We start from the raw sequence: 17,333 nt of genomic DNA on the forward strand, positions 1-17,333 counted from the left end.
CGGGGGCCGGGGGTGCTGCGACGAGCGGACGGCCTACGGCTGAGCGGCGATCGACCTCCGAGGGTGGCCGGGCCGGCGGGCGGCCGGAGGGGCGGGGCGGTGCGGTTGAGGGGCGGTTGACGGCTGGGGGCGACGAGGTGGGTGTGAGGCACGGGACCGGGGGTGGCCCGGTTGAGGGGCGGTCGACGGCGGGGCGCGGCGAGGCGGGGGAGTGGCACGTGGCTGGGGGTGGCTCGGTCGGGGGGCGATTGACGGCTGGGGGCGGCGAGGCGGGTGTGAGGCACGGGACCGGGAATGACCCGGTCGAGGGGCGGTCGACGGCCGGGGGCGACGAGGCGGGAGAGTGGCACTTGCCTGGGGGCGGTGCGGTTGAGGGGCGGTCGACGGCCGGGGCCGACGACGGCGGTGTGCGGCACGAGGCTCGGGGCGATGCCCCCGAGGGGCAGTCGAAGGCCGGCGCCGACGAGGCGGACGGGCCGCAGGGGGCCGAGGGCAGTAGCGCTGAGGCGCACCCAAGTGCCGGAGAGGCCCCGGCGGACCGGCGGCCGGGAAGCGACAGCGAGGCCGGGTCTGACCCCAGGGCTTCCGAGAGCGGCCCAGCACGGGGCGACACCGTCGCCGCTGTCGTCCGGCAATGGCGCGCCGTGCACCCCGGGCTGGACACCGGCCCCATGGAGGTCATCGGCCGGATCAACCGCTGTGCCGCCCTCCTCCAGCAGGCCGAGGACGCCCCGCTGCGCCGGGCCGGGCTCAGCCGCCCGGAGTTCGACCTGCTCGGCGCACTGCGCCGCACCGGCCACGAGCTGACCCCGGGGGACCTGGCCCGGGAGACCTTCTCCTCCGGGGCCGCCGTCACCAAGCGGCTGAAGCACCTCACCGAACGCGGCCTGGTCGAGCGGCGCGGCGACACCCGTGACCGCCGGGTCGCCCACCTCCGCCTCACCGACGCCGGCCGCGACCTGGTGGACGGCATCCTCCCCGACCAACTCTCCTACGAGACCGCCGTGTTGTCCGTCCTCGCCCCCGAGGGCCAGGGCGAACTGGCCGCCCTACTCGCCGACCTGCTCAGCGGGCTGGAGGGGCGGATGGGTGCGCTGCGGGCGTGAAGGACAGGCTCTGACCGCATGTTCTACGAGGACCTGAGCCCCTACGCCTACTGGGACGAGGGCGACCAGTTCAGCGATGTCACCGACGGCATGCGCTTCGTCAGCTTCCGACCGCTCTACGCCCGACTCAACGTCGGATGGCTGGAAGCGGGCCGCCCCTGGTCCAGCGGCCCGGCGCCCCAGGACTTCACGGACAGGCTCCTGGCCATCCTCGGCGCCCAGGAAGTCAACGCCATGCTGGGCCTGCACGCATGCGACCTCTGCGCCACACCCCTGCCGGACTCCCACCCCTGGTACGTGCCCCGGCCCGGGCACCTGCGCGCCAGCGCCGGAACCGGTGAGATCCGCGTCCCCGGCCCCCGGGGAACCGCCTTCGCCGCGCCACTCCTCATCGGCCACTACGTCGCCGACCACGGCTACCTGCCGCCCCGGCCGTTCATCGACGCGGTGTTCGCCTTCGACCCGTACGGTCCCTGGCCGGCAAGGTTCCCGGGCATCCGGTTCCCCTGGATCCCCGACGACGCGGTGCTCCGTCACGTCGACGAGGAGTGACTCGGCGTCCCGACCGGGCCGACCGAAAGCCGACCGCTCAGCCCTCCTCGCCGGCCTGGTGCACGCCGAACGCCGCTCCCTGCGGGTCCCGCAGCACCGCGATGCGGGGGCCGTCCGGGACGGACGTGGGTGGCATGACGACGGCACCGCCCGCCTGCTGGGCGACCTCGGCCGTCGCGTCCACGTCGTCCACCGCGAAGTACGGCAGCCAGTGCGGCGACACCTCGGGCGGGAACCGGTCGCCCATGTCGGCCATCCCGCCGAAGTCCTCCCCGCCGATGCCCCACTGCGTGTACCACTGTGAGGCGTTGACGCTCCAGCCGAACACCGTGGTGTAGAAGTCCCGGGCCCGGCCGGTGTCCCGGGTCGCCAGTTCCACCCAGCCGAGCGTGCCGGGCGAGTTGAACAGGCCGGCGCCCGGGAAGGCCCGCGCCTGCCACAGCTGGAACGCCGCACCGGTCGGGTCGAGGGCCACCGCGAACCGGCCGACGTCGAAGACGTCCATCGGGCCGAGGATCACCGTCCCGCCGGCCTCCTCCACGCGCCGTGCCGCGTCGTCCGCGTCCGTCACCGCGAACGACACTTTCCAGGCGACCGGTTGGGACTCCTGGTACAGCGGGGTGAGTGCGGCGACCGCCGCGTCCCCCAGGTGTGCCACCGTGTACCCGCCCGCCTCCTGCCGCGGATCCGTCTCCGGCCGCCAGCCGAACAGTTCCGTGTAGAACCCCTTGGCCCCCTCCAGGTCGCTGGTCCCCAACTCGGTCCAGCAGGGGCCGCCGATCACCGGCTTGTCGAACTTCATGACAGCTCCTTCCGGTCGCTCGGGCCCGCTGTGTGAGAGGAGACCGAGGAGGCCCCTTCTCGCACGCTAGCCCCGGCCGCGGGCACCGGCCATCCGGAGACCACGCTCCCCCTCGAATTCGCTTGTCCGATCCCGGTACGAGAGGCGAGGCTGCCGGGATGGAGAGGGATCACGCAGCGGAAGCCGGGGCTCCCGCACTCGCCGAGGAGATCGCGGAGTACTACGAGCGGGACGGGGAGGACGGCCGGTTGCGCTCGGGCGTCGGACGCCTTGAGCTGTGGCGGACCCAGGACGTCCTGCGCCGCCTCCTGCCGCCCGCTCCGGCGCGGATCCTGGACGTCGGGGGCGGCAGCGGCGTCCACGCGGAGTGGCTCGCCGCCGACGGCCACGCGGTGGAACTCGTGGACCCGGTGTCCCTGCACGTCGAACGCGCGGCCCGTCTGCCCGGCGTGACCGCGCGCGTCGGCGACGCCCGTGCCCTGGCGGCGCCGGACGCGTCCGTGGACGTGGCCCTGCTCCTCGGACCCCTCTACCACCTGCTCGATCGGGAGGACCGGGTACGGGCACTCGCCGAGGCCCGCCGGGTGGTGCGGCCCGGAGGACTCGTGGTGGCCGCCACGATCAACCGGTACTCGGCCCTGCACGACAGCCTGAACACGGGGCGGTACTTCGACGCCGAGCGGCGGCCGCCGATCGAGGCGGCGGGCGGCGACGGCCGAATGCGACCGATCGGCGGGTCGAAGTCCCTGTTCACGACGGCCTACTTCCACGAGCCCGCCGACGTCCCGGCCGAGTTCTCGGACGCCGGCCTGACACCGCACGGGCAGTACGGCCTGGAAGGCGCCGCCTGGCTGATGGGCGACGTCTCCGACTGGCTCGACGACCCGGCCCGCCGGGACCTGGTCCTGCGAGCACTCCGACAGACCGAGTCGCAGCCGTCCCTGCTCGGCATCAGCGGCCACCTGCTCACGGCGGGCAGCAGGGCGGCCTAGATCCCCGGCCGATACCGCAACGGATGCTCCGCCGGCACCTCCACCAGCACGATCCGTGTGCCGTCCGGGTCACTGAGCCACATCTCGATCAGGCCCCAGGGTTCCCGCACCGGCGGCCGTACGATCTCGACGCCCTTGCTCAGCAGTTCCTCGTGCGCGGCGGTCACGTCCTCGACCTGCAGCCACAGCTGGACCGCCGGCGACGGCGGGGTCTGCGCGCGGCCGGAGACCTCCAGGAAGCCGCCGCCGAGGAAGTAGACGGTCCCGCGCTCCGGGCCCGTGCCGAACTCGCGGTAGACGGACAGGCCCAACTGCTCGCCGTAGAAGGCGCGGGAGCGTTCGGGGTCGGTGGGGCGGAGCAGGGTCCGGCTGCTCAGTACGTGCACCATGCATCCGGACTCTAGTGGCAGAGTTACCCTCATCCCTGGCTCAGCCGCGCCCGAGATCGGAGACCACCCCATGGACACCACCGCCACCGGACCGACGTTCCGCGACGCCACCGACGCCGATGTCGACGCGCTGGTCGGGCTGATCGAGTCGGCGTACCGGGGTGACGCCAGCCGCGCCGGGTGGACCACCGAGGCGGACATCCTGGAGGGGCAGCGGACCGATCCGGAGGGCGTGCTCCAGGTCATCAAGTCGCCGGACAGCCGGCTGCTGACCGTCGAGCAGGAAGGCCGGATCGTCGCCTGCTGCCAGCTCGAACACCGCGGCCGGCACGCCTACTTCGGCATGTTCGCGGTCAGCCCCACGCTGCAGGGCGCGGGCCTCGGCAAGGTCGTCATCGCCCAGGCGGAGCGGCTGGCCCAGGAGACCTGGGGCGTCACCGAGATGCACATGACCGTGATCTCGGTCCGTGACGACCTGATCGCCTGGTACGAGCGCCGCGGCTACCGCCGTACGGGAGAGATGACGCCCTTCCCGTACGGCGACGAGCGCTTCGGCATTCCGCAGCGCGCCGACCTGCAGTTCGAGCTGCTGGTCAAGCCCCTGGTGTGACGTTCAGCCGGGAGATCGGGCGCCGGGTCAGGCGGTGAAACGGCCCGTGCGTTTGATCTCCGGGTAGTCGGTCGTCGCGCCGTCCAGCTGGAGCGCGCGGGCGAGCCGCAGGTGGTCCTGTGTGTTGACCACCCAGCCGATGATGCTCAGCTCGGCCGCGCGCGCGTGTTCGGCGACCTCCAGGGTCAGCCGGCGGATGTTGAGACAGACCGCCTTGGCACCCACCGCGGTGGCGCGCTCCACCACGTCGGTGCCGTAGCGGCTCGCGATCAGCGCCGTGCGCACGCCCGGCACCAGCCGGGCGATCTCGGCGATCGCCTCGTCGTGGAACGAGGACACCTCGACCCGGGAGACCAGGTCCCGCCGGTGCATGACCTCGGCGAGCGCCCTGGCCGCCGCCACGTCCTTGATCTCCGCCTGCAGGGGTGTCTTCACCGCGTCCAGGACCTCCTCGAAGACCGGCACCCGCTCCCCGCGGCCCGCGTCCAGGGCGCGCAGCTCCGCGAGGGTCTTCTCGGCGATCGGGCCGGTGCCGTCGGTCGTGCGGTCCACCTCTGCGTCGTGCATGACGACCAGGGCGCCGTCCTTGCTCAGATGGAGATCGAGTTCGATCAGGTCGAGGCCGGCCTGCTGCGCGGCGACGAAGGAACGGAGGGTGTTCTCGGGCTCGACACCCATGACCCCGCGGTGACCGATGGTAAGGAAGTTCAAGGTTCAACTCGCTTCCGTCGACGGCGGCTCGGCGCCGGCGAACCCGACGGGACGTCGTCGTGCGCGCGGCAAGGCCGCAGCCTAATGGCCTGCTCCCGGGATGGACCCGCACCTGCGCGGCGGATCGGGGCGCGACGCATGCGGCGCCTGGCTCGTATGCGCCTGCCGGGTCACCCGGGGGTGGGCGAGTCCCCACGATATTGACCGGCTGGATCCGATCGGTCCCTCCGTAGCCGCACACCCTCCGCCCTCGCGACGAAAGTGACCGTCGTCACGGTTTCCGACAGGAAAAATGTCGGTGACCATGCGGATCGGCAGAATAATTTCCCGAGCTGCCTCTTGCTGGGAGAAACGGGGTATGCATACGGTGTCCATACGCGAGGTTCTCCCGTGGAGGATGGGATATGACGGAAATTCTTGTGCAGGCGGGTATCGAAGGGCAGGTTCCTTCGCTGACCAGGGTCGTTGAGCACCCGGCCTGGCCCGAGCTCAAGGATGCCGTGGAGCAGATCCGGCCATGGCAGTCGACGGACGGATCGATCGACTTCGACGCCGAGGGCGCCCCGCAGCGGGCCGAGGCCGAGGCGGCCGTGGGCCGTGTCGTCGAGGGGGTCGAGCGGCTCTCCCCGCTGCTTCCGCATGACGCCGCCTACCACGAGGCCCTCGTGAAGGACCTGCGGCGCTGGGCCGAGGGCGGCTTCCAGGTGCCGGACTTCCTCGACTCCCTGCTCCAGTTCCAGCCCGCGGCGGGCCGCGCGGACGGTCTGCAGCACCTGGTCGTCTTCCCGATGTACACGCAGAACGGCAACCCGGACCGCAACCTCGAGGCCGTCGTGCTGCGTATGGTGTGGCCGGACTGGCTGGCCGAGCTGGAGCGCACCCGCTACGACAACCCGCTCTTCTGCGGCATCAAGTTCGAGGACTTCACGGCGGGCTACGACACCAACTCCGCCGTCCTGTTCCCGGAGACCATCGCCGTGCGCGAGGCGCCGGAACGTTTCTCCTGGGGTGGCATCTTCTGCGACCGCGAGGCCGCCCGCTTCCGCCGGGTCACCGACGCGGCCGTGGACATCCTGGGCCTGGAGCTGCCCGAGGACATCGCCGCGATGGTCCACGACCAGAAGCGCTGCGAAGAGGCCTTCGTGCTGTGGGACATGGTCCACGACCGCACCCACAGCCACGGCGACCTGCCGTTCGACCCGTTCATGATCAAGCAGCGCCAGCCGTTCTGGATGTACGGCCTGGAGGAGCTGCGCTGTGACCTCACCGCCTTCAAGGAGGCCGTGAAGCTCCAGGCGGACGGCGTCCCGCAGGCCCGTGACGTGCAGTACGCGGTGCTCTTCGACCGCATGTTCCGCTTCCCGCTCACCGGTGACCGGGTGCGCAACTACGACGGCGTCGGCGGCCAGCTGCTCTTCGCCTACCTGCACAAGCACGACGTCATCCGCTGGACCGACAACAAGCTGACCATCGACTGGGAGCGCGCCCCGCAGGTCACCAACCAGCTGTGCGCCGAGATCGAGAAGCTGTACCGGGACGGCATCGACCGCCCCAAGCTCGTGCACTGGTTCGCGGGCTACGAGCTGGTCTCCACCTACCTCGCCCCGCACCCCGGCTCCAAGTGGGCCAAGGGTCCCGACGCCCTGGACCTGACCCAGCCGCCGCGCAAGCTCGTGGACGACGTGCTTCCGGACGAGTTTCCGCTGAGCATGTTCTTTGAGGCACTGTCCAAGAAGCTGAAGAACGTGATCGCCTCCACCAAGGGCATCACGGCGGACAGCGCCGAGCGGCTCGCCGCGTGAGCGGCCGCGTCCAGAACACTGCTTCAGAGGGGAAGATCATGGGGAACGGCGCGAACGGGGCGCTCAGTGGCGCGGTGATCGCGGTGGCCGGTGCGGGCGGACCCGCCGGGCGCGCGACGCTGCTGCGGCTGGCCGAGGCCGGTGCGACCGTCGTCGGGGCGGACAACGACCCGCAGCGTCTGTCGGAGGCCGTGGACGCGGCCCGGTACGCCTCCGGTGGCGCCACCGTCACCGGCGACACGGTGGACCTGCTCGACCTGCAGTCCACCCGGGACTGGGCCACCCACATCGAGAAGGACTTCGGGCGCGTGGACGGCCTGGTGCACCTGGTCGGCGGCTGGCGCGGCAGCGAGACCTTCGCCAAGACCAGCCTGGACGACTGGGACTTCCTGGAGCTGCTGCTCGTCAAGACCGTGCAGCACACCTCCCTCGCCTTCCACGAGGCGCTGCAGCGCAGCGACCGCGGTCGGTACGTCCTGATCAGCGCGGCCGGCGCGAGCAAGCCGACCGCGGGCAACGCCGCGTACTCCGCCGCCAAGGCCGCGGCCGAGGCGTGGACGCTGGCCATGGCCGACTACTTCCACAAGGCGGGGCTCTCCGAGGGCGCCGAGGGCCCCACCTCCGCGGCTACGATCCTGGTGGTGAAGGCGCTGGTGCACGACGCGATGCGCGCCGAACGCCCCAACGCGAAGTTCGCGGGCTTCACGGACGTCAAGGACCTGGCCGAGGCCATCGAGGGCGTCTGGAGCAAGTCCGCCGCCGAAGTGAACGGAAACCGTCTGTGGCTGACCGAGAAGCCGTGAACCCTCCCAGGACCGACGCGCGTCGCCACCACGACCCGCAGGTCCGCGGTTTCGCCAGCGACAACTACGCCGGGGCGCATCCGGAGGTGATGGCCGCCCTGGCCCTGGCCAACGGCGGCCACCAGGTGGCGTACGGCGAGGACGACTACACCGAGAACCTCCAGCGGATCATCCGCAGCCACTTCGGGGCCGGCGCGGAGGCCTTCCCGGTCTTCAACGGCACCGGCGCGAACGTCGTCGCGCTCCAGGCGGTCACCGACCGCTGGGGCGCGGTGATCTGCGCCGAGAGCGCGCACATCAACGTCGACGAGGGCGGCGCCCCCGAGCGTATGGGCGGCCTGAAGCTGCTCACCGTGCCCACGCCCGACGGCAAGCTCACGCCCGAGCTGATCGACCGGCAGGCGTGGGGCTGGGAGGACGAGCACCGGGCGATGCCCCAGGTCGTCTCGATCACCCAGAGCACGGAGCTGGGCACGCTCTACACGCCCGAGGAGATCCGGGCGATCTGCGAGCACGCCCACGCGCACGGCATGAAGGTGCACCTGGACGGTTCCCGGATAGCCAACGCGGCCGCGTCCCTGAACGTGCCCATGCGGACGTTCACCAACGCGGTCGGCGTCGACATCCTCTCGCTCGGCGGGACGAAGAACGGCGCCCTGTTCGGCGAGGCGGTCGTGGTCCTCAACCAGGACGCCGTCGGCCGCATGAAGCATCTGCGCAAGATGTCCATGCAGCTCGCCTCCAAGATGCGCTTTGTGTCGGTGCAGCTGGAGGCGCTGCTCGCCAAGGACCTGTGGCTGCGCAACGCCCGGCACGGCAACGAGATGGCCCAGCGGCTGGCCGAGGGTGTGCGCGCGGTGCACGGCGTGGAGATCCTCTACCCGGTGCAGGCCAACGGCGTGTTCGCCAAGCTCCCGCACGACGTGAGCGTGCGCCTGCAGAAGCGGTTCCGGTTCTACTTCTGGGACGAGACAGCCGGTGTCGTGCGCTGGATGTGCTCCTTCGACACCACGGAGGAGGACGTCGACACGTTCGTGGCGGCGCTCAAGGAGGAGATGGCGCGGTAGCCTCCGAACATGCATAGGTATGCGGTCACCTGAAAAGTCATTGACTGTCGGGTGATCGCATTCCTATGCTCTGGTGCCATGGGGCTGATCCAGAACACCGCCGACCTGTCCGCTTACCTGGCCGCCGACGAGGTCATCGACCATCACCATCCCGTGGTGCGGGAGACGGCCGCCCGACTGGCCGACGGGGTCGCGGACTCGTATGCCTATGCGCAAGCCGCATATGAATTCGTCCGTGACGTCATCCCGCACTCCGCCGACGTCGACGACCCGCGTGTCACCTGGCGTGCCTCGGACGTGCTGGAGCAGCGCACGGGCATCTGCTACGCCAAGTCGCACGCCCTGGCGGCCCTGCTGCGGGCCGAGGACATCCCCACGGCCCTGTGCTATCAACGGCTGCTGCACGACGACGGCAGCGGCCACGCCGTGCACGGCCTGGTCGCCGTACGCTTCCACGGGGCATGGCACCGGCAGGACCCGCGCGGCAACAAGCCAGGCGTGGACGCCCAGTTCTCCCTGGAGGGCGAGCGGCTGCCCTGGATCCCCGATCCGGCGTCCAATGAGGTGGACTATCCAGCCCTGTATGCTGAACCGCACCCGGCCGTCCTCAGTGCGTTGAAAGCGGCCCCGGACCGGTCGGCCCTGTGGAAGACGCTCCCCAGCACTCTCTGAGGCGAGGCAGATGACGCTCACTCTCACCGTGTCCGACGAGGTCCGCGCCCTCGCGCCCGGCTTCACCCACGTCGTGATCGAGGCGTACGACCTCGTCAACGGGCCCAGCACCGAAGCGAGTTCGGCGCTGCTGGACGACGCGGCCCGTCGGCTGGCCGCCCGCCTGGAGGGACGAGCGCCGCACGAGGACCCGCACATGGTCGCCTGGCGCGAGATGTACACCGCCTTCGGCTCCAAGCCGTCGCGCACCCGCAACTCGGCCGAAGCGCTGGCCAAGCGGGCCCTCGCCGACGGCGGCCTGCCCCGGATCAACCTGCTCGTGGACCTCTACAACGCCATCAGCGTCGCCCACCTGATCCCGGTCGGCGGCGAGGACATCGACCGCATCCAGGGCGGGATGCGGCTTGTGCGCGCCACGGGCGAGGAGGACTTCGTCACGGTCGCGGGCGGCGAGGAGGTCGTCGAACACCCCGACGCGGGCGAGGTCGTGTGGCGCGACGAGGCCGGCGTGACCTGCCGTCGCTGGAACTGGCGCCAGGGCCCGCGCACCCGCCTCACCGAGGAGACGGTCACCGGCGTCTTCCTGCTGGAGACCCTCGCCCCGATGCCGGTCCCGGAGGCGGAGGCGGCGGGTACCGAACTCGCCGAGCTGCTGGAGAAGTTCAGCCCCGGCGCCCGTATCGAGGTGCACGCTCCGGCCACGGCCGGGGCCTCCGCCTGACCGACGCGGAGTCGAAGCGGGCGGCGGCCGGTGCGGGCGTCAGCGCGCCTCGGCCGCCCGCAGCTGCTCGACCGTGGGTGCCGTACCTCCGAGGTGGGCCGGAAGCCACCAGGAGTCCTCCGTGCCCTTCGGGCGGGCGGGGTAGGCGCGCTGAGCGACGTCCAGCATGTCCTGGACGCGCTCGCGCAGGCGGCGGGTGATGGCGCCCGCGTACTGGTCGCGCGGGGCCTCGACCGGCTCGCCGACCCGGATGGTGATCGGGGTGTGGCTGCGCCGGAAGTTGCGCGGGTGCCCCTTGGTCCACAGCCGCTGCGTGCCCCACACCGCCATCGGGACGAGCGGGACGCCCGCTTCCTGGGCGAGGCGGGCCGCGCCCGACTTGAAGCTCTTCAGGGTGAAGGACTGCGAGATCGTGGCCTCCGGGAACACCCCGATGACCTCACCGGACTTCAGCGAGTCCAGCGCGTGCGCGAAGGCCGCCTCGCCCTGCTTGCGGTCCACCGGGATGTGCTTCATCCCGCGCATCAGCGGCCCGGACACCTTGTGCCGGAAGACGGACTCCTTCGCCATGAAGCGCACCAGACGCTTCTGCGGCAGGGCCGCCAGGCCGTTGAAGATGAAGTCCAGGTAGCTGATGTGATTGCTCACCAGGACGGCACCGCCCGAGCGCGGGATGTTCTCCGACCCCTCGCAGTCGATCTTCAGGTCCCAGGCCTTGAACAGCGTCTTGGCGAGACCGACGACGGGACGGTAGACCAGCTCTGCCATGGGCGGGGTGGGCCCTTTCTGCTCTGCTCGGGAAAGGGGGGGGCTCCCGGCGGGAAAGTTACGCAGCCGTAGGTTTACGGCGTCTCGCAGATCGTGCCCGAAGAACGGACGGGTAGCCAGTCCTGGTGCCCCGCGGCGGCGAGATCCTCGTCACGTCGGCCTAGTCCCTACCTCGGTCTTTAAGCCCCCTTTACTCCGTACGTACCGTGACCCTCTTCAGGAGCAGGAACATCTCGCACCCCAGGCAGTACCCGAACGCCGCGTTGAGGAAGGCGGCGGCGAGTGCGGCCCCGGTCGCCGCGAGCCCCAGCCAGGCCGGACCCAGCGTGAACCCGACGAGTCCGAGCCCGGCGAACAACAGGCCCACGGACTGCGCGAACCGCGGCGGTTCCGGCGCCTCGAACTCCGTCGGCGGTCCGAGCCGCGGCAGCACCAGCGTCCGGAACAGCCGGCCGTACGGCGACCGGCTCACCCCGCCCGCCGCGCCGAGCGCGAACGCCAGCGTCTGCCAGCCCAGTACCCAGGCGCTCTGCGTGATCAGCGCCAGCGCCAGTACGACGGTCGTCACGGCCGCCGCGAAGCGGGGCCCCCTCGCATCGATCTCCATGAATCAAGCATTCCGCAACGGAAACTCCATGGGGAGGCGGGAATCTTTGCAGTCTCATGAATGCTGGTGCAGAAGATGACCGGACTGATGGTGTGCGTGGCGGTGCTCGCCGTGGCGAGCGCCTACGGAGTGCTGCACAAGCGGCGGAGCGGGAGAGTGCGGGTGCGCGGGCGGGACGACGGCAGGCGGCTCGGAGCGGCCGAGCTGGGCGGCGAACTCGGTGAGCGGGCCACGCTCGTACAGTTCTCCAGTGCCTTCTGTGCACCCTGCCGGGCCACCCGGCGCGTCCTCGGCGAGGTCGCCGGACTGGTCCCCGGCGTCACCCACGTCGAGATCGACGCCGAGGCCCATCTGGACCTCGTACGCGAGCTGGAGATCCTCAAGACGCCCACCGTGCTGGTCCTGGACGCGGACGGCCGGGTGGTGCGGCGCGCCACCGGACAGCCGCGCAAGGCCGACGTGATCGCCGCCCTGGGGGAAGCGGTGTGAGGCCGCTCGGGCGCACGGTGAGGCATCTCCCAGATCCCGAAACGAACTTGACTGCGCACGCCACCTATCGTCAGCCTGACCCTATGCCGACCGAACTCCTTCTCTTCGGGCGGGTCCACGTCGACCTGGTCCGCACGTCGAGCGCGTGTTGTCCGCGCTGTTGACCGAAACAGCACCGGCCCCGCTCGTCACCCCTCGCAGAAGGACAACTCCATGACGGCCTCGCCCGATCTCGGCGCTTTCCAGCTCGCCTCGCCCGACCTGCTGCGCTCCACCTTCCGCCGGCACGCCGCCGGTGTCGCGGTGATCACCGCGCGCGGCGCCTCGGGCCCGGTCGGCTTCACCGCCACCTCTCTCACCTCCGTGTCCGCCGAACCCCCGCTGGTCTCCTTCGGCATCGGTACGGGCGCCTCCAGCTGGCCCGCCGTCGCCGAGAGGGAGCACATCGGCATCCACATACTCGGCGAGCACCAGAGCGACCTGGCCGCCACCTTCGCCCGCAGCGGCGCCGACCGTTTCGGCGCGCCCACGGCCTGGCGGGAGGGCCCGAACGGCGTACCCGTCCTGGACGACGTACTGGCGTGGCTCGTCTGCCGGATCGTCGGCCGCGTCCCGGCCGGTGACCACCGCATCGTGCTCGCCGAGGTGGTCCTCGGCGACTCCGCGGGCGCCGGGCGTCCCCTTCTCTACCACCAGGGCCGCTTCAACGGCCTGCGGGATTGATCACGCCCCTCCCGCCCTGCGAAGCCGTCGAGTTCCGGTTACGCTGCGTTGCGAAGGTCACAGTTCAAAGCGCTTGCTTAGCGGGCAGGAACTGGGTGTACTGACGAGTAATATTTCGGTCGGAGCGCGCGGACGCCCCGACCGGGATCGGCCGCTTGAGGCGCCTATGCTGCCTGCAAGAGGCAGCCCGGAAATGACGATGCAGTAGGAGAGCCGGCGTGAGCTTGAGGATCGTTGTCACTGTGAAGTACGTGCCCGACGCCACTGGCGACCGGCACTTCGCCGATGACCTGACCGTCGACCGCGACGACGTGGACGGTCTGCTCTCCGAGCTCGACGAGTACGCGGTCGAGCAGGCGCTGCAGATCTCCGAGAACTCGGACGACGACGTCGAGGTCACCGTTCTCACGGTCGGCCCGGAGGACGCCAAGGACGCGCTGCGCAAGGCGCTGTCGATGGGCGCCGACAAGGCCATCCACGTCGAGGACGACGACCTGCACGGCACCGACGCCATCGGCACCTCCCTGGTGCTGGCCAAGGCGATCGAGAAGGCCGGCTTCGACCTGGTCGTCTCCGGCATGGCGTCCACCGACGGCACCGGCGGTATCGTCCCGGCCCTGGTGGCCGAGCGGCTGGGCGTCCCGCAGGTCACCCTGCTCTCCGAGGTCTCGGTCGAGGACGGCACGGTCAAGGGCCGCCGTGACGGCGACGCCGCCAGCGAGCAGCTGGAGGCCTCCCTCCCGGCCGTCGTCTCCGTCACCGACCAGTCGGGCGAGGCGCGTTACCCGTCCTTCAAGGGCATCATGGCGGCCAAGAAGAAGCCGGTGGAGTCCTGGGACCTGTCCGACCTCGACATCGACGCCGAGGAGGTCGGTCTCGACGGCGCGTACACCAAGGTCGAGGCCGTGGCCGAGCGTCCGGCCCGCACGGCCGGCACCATCGTCAAGGACGAGGGCGAGGGCGGCAAGCAGCTCGCTGAGTTCCTCGCGAGCCAGAAGTTCATCTAAGGCTCGCACCCGCTGACCGCCCCTCAACTTCGTTACGCAGGAGAGCAATCCCATGGCTGAAGTCCTCGTCTACGTCGACCACGTGGACGGTGCCGTCCGCAAGCCCACCCTGGAGCTGCTGACCCTGGCCCGCCGCATCGGCGAGCCCGTCGCCGTCGCGCTGGGCAACGGCGCCGCCGACACCGCCGCCGCGCTCGCCGAGCACGGCGCGGTGAAGGTCCTCACCCACGAGGCCGCCGAGTACGCCGACTACCTGGTCGTCCCGAAGGTGGACGCCCTGCAGGCCGCCTACGAGGCCGTCTCCCCGGCCGCCGTGCTGGTCCCGTCCTCCGCCGAGGGCAAGGAGATCGCCGCCCGCCTGGCGCTGCGCATCGGCTCCGGCATCGTCACCGACGCCGTCGACCTCGAGGCCGGCGACGAGGGCCCGGTGGCCACCCAGTCGGTGTTCGCCGCGTCCTTCACCACCAAGTCCCGCGTCATCAAGGGCACCCCGGTCATCACGGTCAAGCCGAACTCGGCCGCCGTCGAGGCCGCCCCGGCCGCCGGTGCGGTCGAGGCCCTGGCCGTGTCCTTCTCGGACCAGGCCACCGGCACCAAGGTCACCGCCCGCACGCCGCGTGAGTCGACGGGCCGCCCGGAGCTGACCGAGGCCGCGATCGTGGTCTCCGGTGGCCGCGGTGTCAACGGCGCGGAGAACTTCTCGATCATCGAGGCCCTCGCCGACCAGCTCGGTGCGGCCGTCGGTGCCTCGCGTGCCGCGGTGGACGCCGGCTGGTACCCGCACACCAACCAGGTCGGCCAGACCGGTAAGTCGGTCTCCCCGCAGCTGTACATCGCCAACGGCATCTCCGGCGCCATCCAGCACCGTGCCGGTATGCAGACCTCGAAGACGATCGTGGCCGTCAACAAGGACCCCGAGGCCCCGATCTTCGACCTGGTCGACTACGGCGTCGTCGGCGACCTCTTCGACGTCGTCCCGCAGCTCACCGAGGAGATCAAGACCCGCAAGGGCTGATCGCCGCCAGGCTGTACGAGGCCCCCGTGACCGCGCGCCGGTCACGGGGGCCTCTGCTCATCCCAGGGTGACCCAGGCCTGCACGGGCAGGTGGTCGCTCGGGAACTGGCCGTCGCTGGAGAAGGTGTCGATCGCCGCCCGCCGGGTCGTGACCCCCGGCGTGGCCAGGATCCAGTCGATGCGGTCGCCGTTCGGGACGAGCGGCTTGTAGCCGTGGAACGTGCCGTACGGCGCGCCGCGCTCGGCGGCGGTGTCCCACGTGTCGACGAGACCGGCGCCGAGCATCGTGTCGTAGACCCGGTTCCTGTGCGCGGCGACGTTGAAGTCGCCGGTCACCACGACCGGCAGCGAACGGTCGAGGCCGGCGATCCGCTGGGCCATGAGGACGGCACTGTGCTCGCGCGCGGACTGCCTCGCGTGATCGAAGTGGGTGTTCAGGACGTAGAACTCCCGTCCGCCGTCGTCCAGGTCGCGGAAGCGCACCCAGGTGACGACGCGGGGGAACGCGGCTCGCCAGGTGTTCGAGCCGATCACTTCCGGGGTGCCGGAGAGCCAGAAGGTGTGGTGCTCGGCCGGGGACAGGCGGCGGGCGTCGTAGAAGATCGCCGAGAACTCGCCGCGGCTGCCGCCCTGGCGGCCGGTCCCGATCCAGTCGTAGCGCGGTCCGAGGTCGGAGTCGATGTCGCGCAGCTGCTGGTAGAGGCCTTCCTGGGTGCCCATGACATGAGGGTGTGCGCGGTGCAGCAGTGCGCGCATCACCGGTCTGCGGACGGCCCAGCTGTTGGGCTCGGCACTGCTCGCGAAACGCAGGTTGAAGGACATGACCCCCAGCGGGCGGGCCCGGTGTTCCTCGGCCGAGGCGGACGGGGCGGGCAGTGCTGTACTGGACAGGGGAGCGGTGACGGCGGCTGCGGCCAGTGCGGCCTTGAGGACCGGGCGGCGCGTGACTCGGCTGCGGTTCGGCACGGAGGCTCCTTCGACGGAACGGCCGGGCGAGTCGTGCGGGGAGAAGTGTGACATCGCGGCGTGAGAGGGGCGTGAACTCGGCGAGGTGTCGGAGTGGCGCCGCGTGGACATGGTGTTGACCAGCTCGAAGTCCCCGGATAACTTCATTCTACGGATTGTTGATTCCGTAGAGCGGAAATATGGAGGGTGTGGGATGGGTCAGCAGGAGAAGGTGGCGACGAGCCTCGCGGGCGCCGTCAGCGAGGAGATCAGCGCCTCCCTCGCGCCGGTCGACGCGGAACTGGAGCGCCGCTACCCCGGAGACCCCGGCACCCGGCAGCCCGTCCACACCGTGTACGTACCCGGTGACGCCTTCGCCGCAGACACCATCCGCTCCTGGGGCGACCAGGCCCTCGCCGCCCTCGACGAGCACGCCCCGGACGCGGCCTCCTTCGCGGCCGTCCTCGGCCTGTCCGACGACCTCGCCGAGCCCGTCTACTCCCGCGTCCGCGCCAAGCTGGAGCGCGAGCCGATCGAAGACCTGCGCGTCGACTTCGAGGACGGCTACGGTCCCCGCCCGGACGCCGAGGAGGACGCGACGGCCGCCCGCGCCGCCCGGCTGATCGCCGAGGCCTACAAGAACGGCACGGCGGCCCCGTACATGGGCATCCGCATGAAGTGCATGGAGGCCGCGGTACGCGACCGGGGCATCCGCACCCTCGACGTCTTCCTCACCGGCCTGATGGAGTCGGGCGGCCTGCCCGAGGGCCTGGTGCTGACGCTGCCGAAGGTGACGTACGCCGAGCAGGTCACGGCCTTCGTCCGCCTCCTGGAGGCCTTCGAGAAGGCGCACGGCCTGGAGGCCGGGCGGCTCGGCTTCGAGATCCAGATCGAGACCAGCCAGTCCATCCTGGCCACCGACGGCACCGCGACCGTCGCCCGCATGATCCAGGCCGCCGAGGGCCGCGCCACCGGCCTGCACTACGGCACCTTCGACTACAGCGCCTGCCTCGGCGTCTCCGCCGCCTACCAGGCCAGCGACCACCCCGCCGCCGACCACGCCAAGGCGATCATGCAGGTCGCCGCCGCCGGCACCGGCGTACGCGTCTCGGACGGCTCCACCAACGTCCTCCCGGTCGGCCCGACGGCGAAGGTCCACGACGCCTGGCGCCTGCACTACGGCCTGACGCGGCGGGCGCTCGCGCGCGCCTACTACCAGGGCTGGGACATGCACCCCGGCCACATCCCGACCCGCTACGCCGCCGTCTTCGCCTTCTACCGCGAGGGCTTCGAGCAGGCTGCGGGCCGGCTCGCGCGCTACGCCAACCGTGCGGGCGGCGACGTCATGGACGAGCCCGCCACCGCCAAGGCCCTCAGCGGCTACCTGCTGCGCGGCCTGGACTGCGGCGCCCTCGACATCGCCGAGGTCGCCCGCCTCACCGGCCTGACCCGGGCCGACCTGGAGGGCTTCGCGGCGCCCCGGCGCGGCGACCTGACGGCCTCGGCGAAGTAGCGGCGTCCCGCGACACGACGAGCCGCCCCCGGTGCCCGA

Annotated in this window: 21 protein-coding genes; 15 read left to right on the forward strand and 6 right to left on the reverse strand. The window is 71.2% G+C overall.

Annotated features, from left to right (window positions below):
* Positions 1–407: 407 nt before the first annotated feature.
* Both BEK98_RS40490 and BEK98_RS40495 read left to right on the forward strand, forming a co-directional pair.
* Positions 408–1,106: a MarR family winged helix-turn-helix transcriptional regulator gene (locus BEK98_RS40490; protein ID WP_425276654.1), complete on the forward strand. Its 699-nt coding sequence runs from the start codon at positions 408–410 to the stop codon at positions 1,104–1,106.
* Between the two features lie 18 nt (positions 1,107–1,124).
* Entirely contained in the window at positions 1,125–1,658 is a 534-nt protein-coding gene (locus BEK98_RS40495; RefSeq protein WP_094221797.1) for a DUF7919 family protein, read from the forward strand.
* 37 nt (positions 1,659–1,695) lie between these two features.
* On the opposite strand, the gene BEK98_RS40500 is transcribed toward BEK98_RS40495, so the two are convergent.
* Positions 1,696–2,460, reverse strand: coding sequence for a VOC family protein (locus tag BEK98_RS40500; RefSeq protein ID WP_094221798.1), 765 nt, complete (start codon positions 2,458–2,460; stop codon positions 1,696–1,698).
* Positions 2,461–2,618: 158 nt separating this feature from the next.
* On the opposite strand from BEK98_RS40500, the gene BEK98_RS40505 reads away from it, so the two are divergent.
* Positions 2,619–3,452, forward strand: a complete 834-nt coding sequence (locus BEK98_RS40505) for a class I SAM-dependent methyltransferase (protein ID WP_094221799.1) — start codon at positions 2,619–2,621, stop codon at positions 3,450–3,452.
* Here BEK98_RS40505 and BEK98_RS40510 read toward each other — a convergent pair.
* Entirely contained in the window at positions 3,449–3,841 is a 393-nt protein-coding gene (locus tag BEK98_RS40510) for a VOC family protein (protein WP_094221800.1), read from the reverse strand. The genes BEK98_RS40505 and BEK98_RS40510 overlap by 4 nt on opposite strands.
* Positions 3,842–3,911: 70 nt before the next feature.
* Between BEK98_RS40510 and BEK98_RS40515 the strand changes: the two genes are divergently transcribed.
* Entirely contained in the window at positions 3,912–4,451 is a 540-nt protein-coding gene (locus BEK98_RS40515; RefSeq protein ID WP_094221801.1) for a GNAT family N-acetyltransferase, read from the forward strand.
* Between the two features lie 27 nt (positions 4,452–4,478).
* Here the strand turns inward: BEK98_RS40515 and BEK98_RS40520 are convergent, their stop codons facing one another.
* Positions 4,479–5,162, reverse strand: coding sequence for a glycerophosphodiester phosphodiesterase (locus tag BEK98_RS40520; protein WP_094221802.1), 684 nt, complete (start codon positions 5,160–5,162; stop codon positions 4,479–4,481).
* Positions 5,163–5,566: 404 nt separating this feature from the next.
* Between BEK98_RS40520 and BEK98_RS40525 the strand changes: the two genes are divergently transcribed.
* From BEK98_RS40525 to BEK98_RS40545, 5 genes are all read left to right on the forward strand, one after another.
* On the forward strand, positions 5,567–6,964 hold the full coding sequence (locus BEK98_RS40525) for a DUF6421 family protein (protein WP_094221803.1): 1,398 nt from the start codon (positions 5,567–5,569) through the stop codon (positions 6,962–6,964).
* Positions 6,965–7,002: 38 nt separating this feature from the next.
* The gene (locus BEK98_RS40530) at positions 7,003–7,767 is read left to right on the forward strand and encodes an SDR family NAD(P)-dependent oxidoreductase (protein ID WP_094221804.1); all 765 of its coding nucleotides are present in this window, start codon (positions 7,003–7,005) and stop codon (positions 7,765–7,767) included.
* Entirely contained in the window at positions 7,764–8,834 is a 1,071-nt protein-coding gene (locus BEK98_RS40535; protein WP_094221805.1) for a threonine aldolase family protein, read from the forward strand. The genes BEK98_RS40530 and BEK98_RS40535 overlap by 4 nt, the downstream gene beginning before the upstream one ends.
* A gap of 78 nt (positions 8,835–8,912) precedes the next feature.
* Positions 8,913–9,506, forward strand: a complete 594-nt coding sequence (locus BEK98_RS40540) for a transglutaminase-like domain-containing protein (RefSeq protein ID WP_094221806.1) — start codon at positions 8,913–8,915, stop codon at positions 9,504–9,506.
* A 10-nt stretch (positions 9,507–9,516) separates the two neighbouring features.
* The gene (locus BEK98_RS40545; protein ID WP_094221807.1) at positions 9,517–10,227 is read left to right on the forward strand and encodes a B3/B4 domain-containing protein; all 711 of its coding nucleotides are present in this window, start codon (positions 9,517–9,519) and stop codon (positions 10,225–10,227) included.
* A gap of 39 nt (positions 10,228–10,266) precedes the next feature.
* Here the strand turns inward: BEK98_RS40545 and BEK98_RS40550 are convergent, their stop codons facing one another.
* Positions 10,267–10,995 carry a lysophospholipid acyltransferase family protein gene (locus BEK98_RS40550; protein ID WP_094221808.1) on the reverse strand — a complete coding sequence of 243 codons (729 nt, stop codon included), beginning with the start codon at positions 10,993–10,995 and terminating at the stop codon, positions 10,267–10,269.
* A gap of 190 nt (positions 10,996–11,185) precedes the next feature.
* Positions 11,186–11,602, reverse strand: a complete 417-nt coding sequence (locus tag BEK98_RS40555; RefSeq protein ID WP_094221809.1) for a DUF4395 domain-containing protein — start codon at positions 11,600–11,602, stop codon at positions 11,186–11,188.
* A 75-nt stretch (positions 11,603–11,677) separates the two neighbouring features.
* Here BEK98_RS40555 and BEK98_RS40560 point away from each other — a divergent pair, with 75 nt between their 5' ends.
* The 5 genes from BEK98_RS40560 to BEK98_RS40575 all read left to right on the forward strand — a co-directional run bounded on the left by BEK98_RS40560 (position 11,678) and on the right by BEK98_RS40575 (position 14,836).
* Entirely contained in the window at positions 11,678–12,091 is a 414-nt protein-coding gene (locus BEK98_RS40560) for a thioredoxin family protein (RefSeq protein ID WP_094221914.1), read from the forward strand.
* Between the two features lie 83 nt (positions 12,092–12,174).
* A complete protein-coding gene (locus tag BEK98_RS51455; protein ID WP_373560402.1) occupies positions 12,175–12,255 on the forward strand; it encodes a putative leader peptide in 81 nt (26 codons plus the stop codon).
* A gap of 49 nt (positions 12,256–12,304) precedes the next feature.
* Positions 12,305–12,814, forward strand: coding sequence for a flavin reductase family protein (locus BEK98_RS40565; RefSeq protein WP_094221810.1), 510 nt, complete (start codon positions 12,305–12,307; stop codon positions 12,812–12,814).
* Positions 12,815–13,032: 218 nt separating this feature from the next.
* Complete coding sequence (locus tag BEK98_RS40570; protein ID WP_094221811.1) at positions 13,033–13,821, forward strand: electron transfer flavoprotein subunit beta/FixA family protein; 789 nt, start codon at positions 13,033–13,035, stop codon at positions 13,819–13,821.
* 52 nt (positions 13,822–13,873) lie between these two features.
* Positions 13,874–14,836: an electron transfer flavoprotein subunit alpha/FixB family protein gene (locus tag BEK98_RS40575; RefSeq protein WP_094221812.1), complete on the forward strand. Its 963-nt coding sequence runs from the start codon at positions 13,874–13,876 to the stop codon at positions 14,834–14,836.
* A gap of 57 nt (positions 14,837–14,893) precedes the next feature.
* Here BEK98_RS40575 and BEK98_RS40580 read toward each other — a convergent pair whose 3' ends face one another.
* Entirely contained in the window at positions 14,894–15,802 is a 909-nt protein-coding gene (locus tag BEK98_RS40580) for an endonuclease/exonuclease/phosphatase family protein (RefSeq protein ID WP_094221915.1), read from the reverse strand.
* A 193-nt stretch (positions 15,803–15,995) separates the two neighbouring features.
* Between BEK98_RS40580 and BEK98_RS40585 the strand changes: the two genes are divergently transcribed.
* Complete coding sequence (locus BEK98_RS40585; protein ID WP_094221813.1) at positions 15,996–17,294, forward strand: DUF6986 family protein; 1,299 nt, start codon at positions 15,996–15,998, stop codon at positions 17,292–17,294.
* The last annotated feature ends 39 nt before the right edge of the window (positions 17,295–17,333 follow it).

This window comes from Streptomyces diastatochromogenes, assembly GCF_002242805.1.
In the GTDB taxonomy this organism is placed as follows: domain Bacteria; phylum Actinomycetota; class Actinomycetes; order Streptomycetales; family Streptomycetaceae; genus Streptomyces; species Streptomyces diastatochromogenes.

What these genes read in the sequence shown, in the direction of transcription:
- BEK98_RS40540 (WP_094221806.1), top strand. Translation starts at nt 8,913, where the DNA reads ATGGGGCTGATCCAGAACACCGCCGACCTGTCCGCTTACCTGGCCGCC.
- BEK98_RS40495 (WP_094221797.1), top strand. Translation starts at nt 1,125, where the DNA reads ATGTTCTACGAGGACCTGAGCCCCTACGCCTACTGGGACGAGGGCGAC.
- BEK98_RS40500 (WP_094221798.1), bottom strand. Translation starts at nt 2,460, where the DNA reads ATGAAGTTCGACAAGCCGGTGATCGGCGGCCCCTGCTGGACCGAGTTG.
- BEK98_RS40525 (WP_094221803.1), top strand. Translation starts at nt 5,567, where the DNA reads ATGACGGAAATTCTTGTGCAGGCGGGTATCGAAGGGCAGGTTCCTTCG.
- BEK98_RS40585 (WP_094221813.1), top strand. Translation starts at nt 15,996, where the DNA reads ATGGGTCAGCAGGAGAAGGTGGCGACGAGCCTCGCGGGCGCCGTCAGC.
- BEK98_RS40550 (WP_094221808.1), bottom strand. Translation starts at nt 10,995, where the DNA reads ATGGCAGAGCTGGTCTACCGTCCCGTCGTCGGTCTCGCCAAGACGCTG.
- BEK98_RS40505 (WP_094221799.1), top strand. Translation starts at nt 2,619, where the DNA reads ATGGAGAGGGATCACGCAGCGGAAGCCGGGGCTCCCGCACTCGCCGAG.
- BEK98_RS40560 (WP_094221914.1), top strand. Translation starts at nt 11,678, where the DNA reads ATGACCGGACTGATGGTGTGCGTGGCGGTGCTCGCCGTGGCGAGCGCC.
- BEK98_RS40565 (WP_094221810.1), top strand. Translation starts at nt 12,305, where the DNA reads ATGACGGCCTCGCCCGATCTCGGCGCTTTCCAGCTCGCCTCGCCCGAC.
- BEK98_RS40555 (WP_094221809.1), bottom strand. Translation starts at nt 11,602, where the DNA reads ATGGAGATCGATGCGAGGGGGCCCCGCTTCGCGGCGGCCGTGACGACC.
- BEK98_RS40530 (WP_094221804.1), top strand. Translation starts at nt 7,003, where the DNA reads ATGGGGAACGGCGCGAACGGGGCGCTCAGTGGCGCGGTGATCGCGGTG.
- BEK98_RS40575 (WP_094221812.1), top strand. Translation starts at nt 13,874, where the DNA reads ATGGCTGAAGTCCTCGTCTACGTCGACCACGTGGACGGTGCCGTCCGC.
- BEK98_RS40545 (WP_094221807.1), top strand. Translation starts at nt 9,517, where the DNA reads ATGACGCTCACTCTCACCGTGTCCGACGAGGTCCGCGCCCTCGCGCCC.
- BEK98_RS51455 (WP_373560402.1), top strand. Translation starts at nt 12,175, where the DNA reads ATGCCGACCGAACTCCTTCTCTTCGGGCGGGTCCACGTCGACCTGGTC.
- BEK98_RS40510 (WP_094221800.1), bottom strand. Translation starts at nt 3,841, where the DNA reads ATGGTGCACGTACTGAGCAGCCGGACCCTGCTCCGCCCCACCGACCCC.
- BEK98_RS40515 (WP_094221801.1), top strand. Translation starts at nt 3,912, where the DNA reads ATGGACACCACCGCCACCGGACCGACGTTCCGCGACGCCACCGACGCC.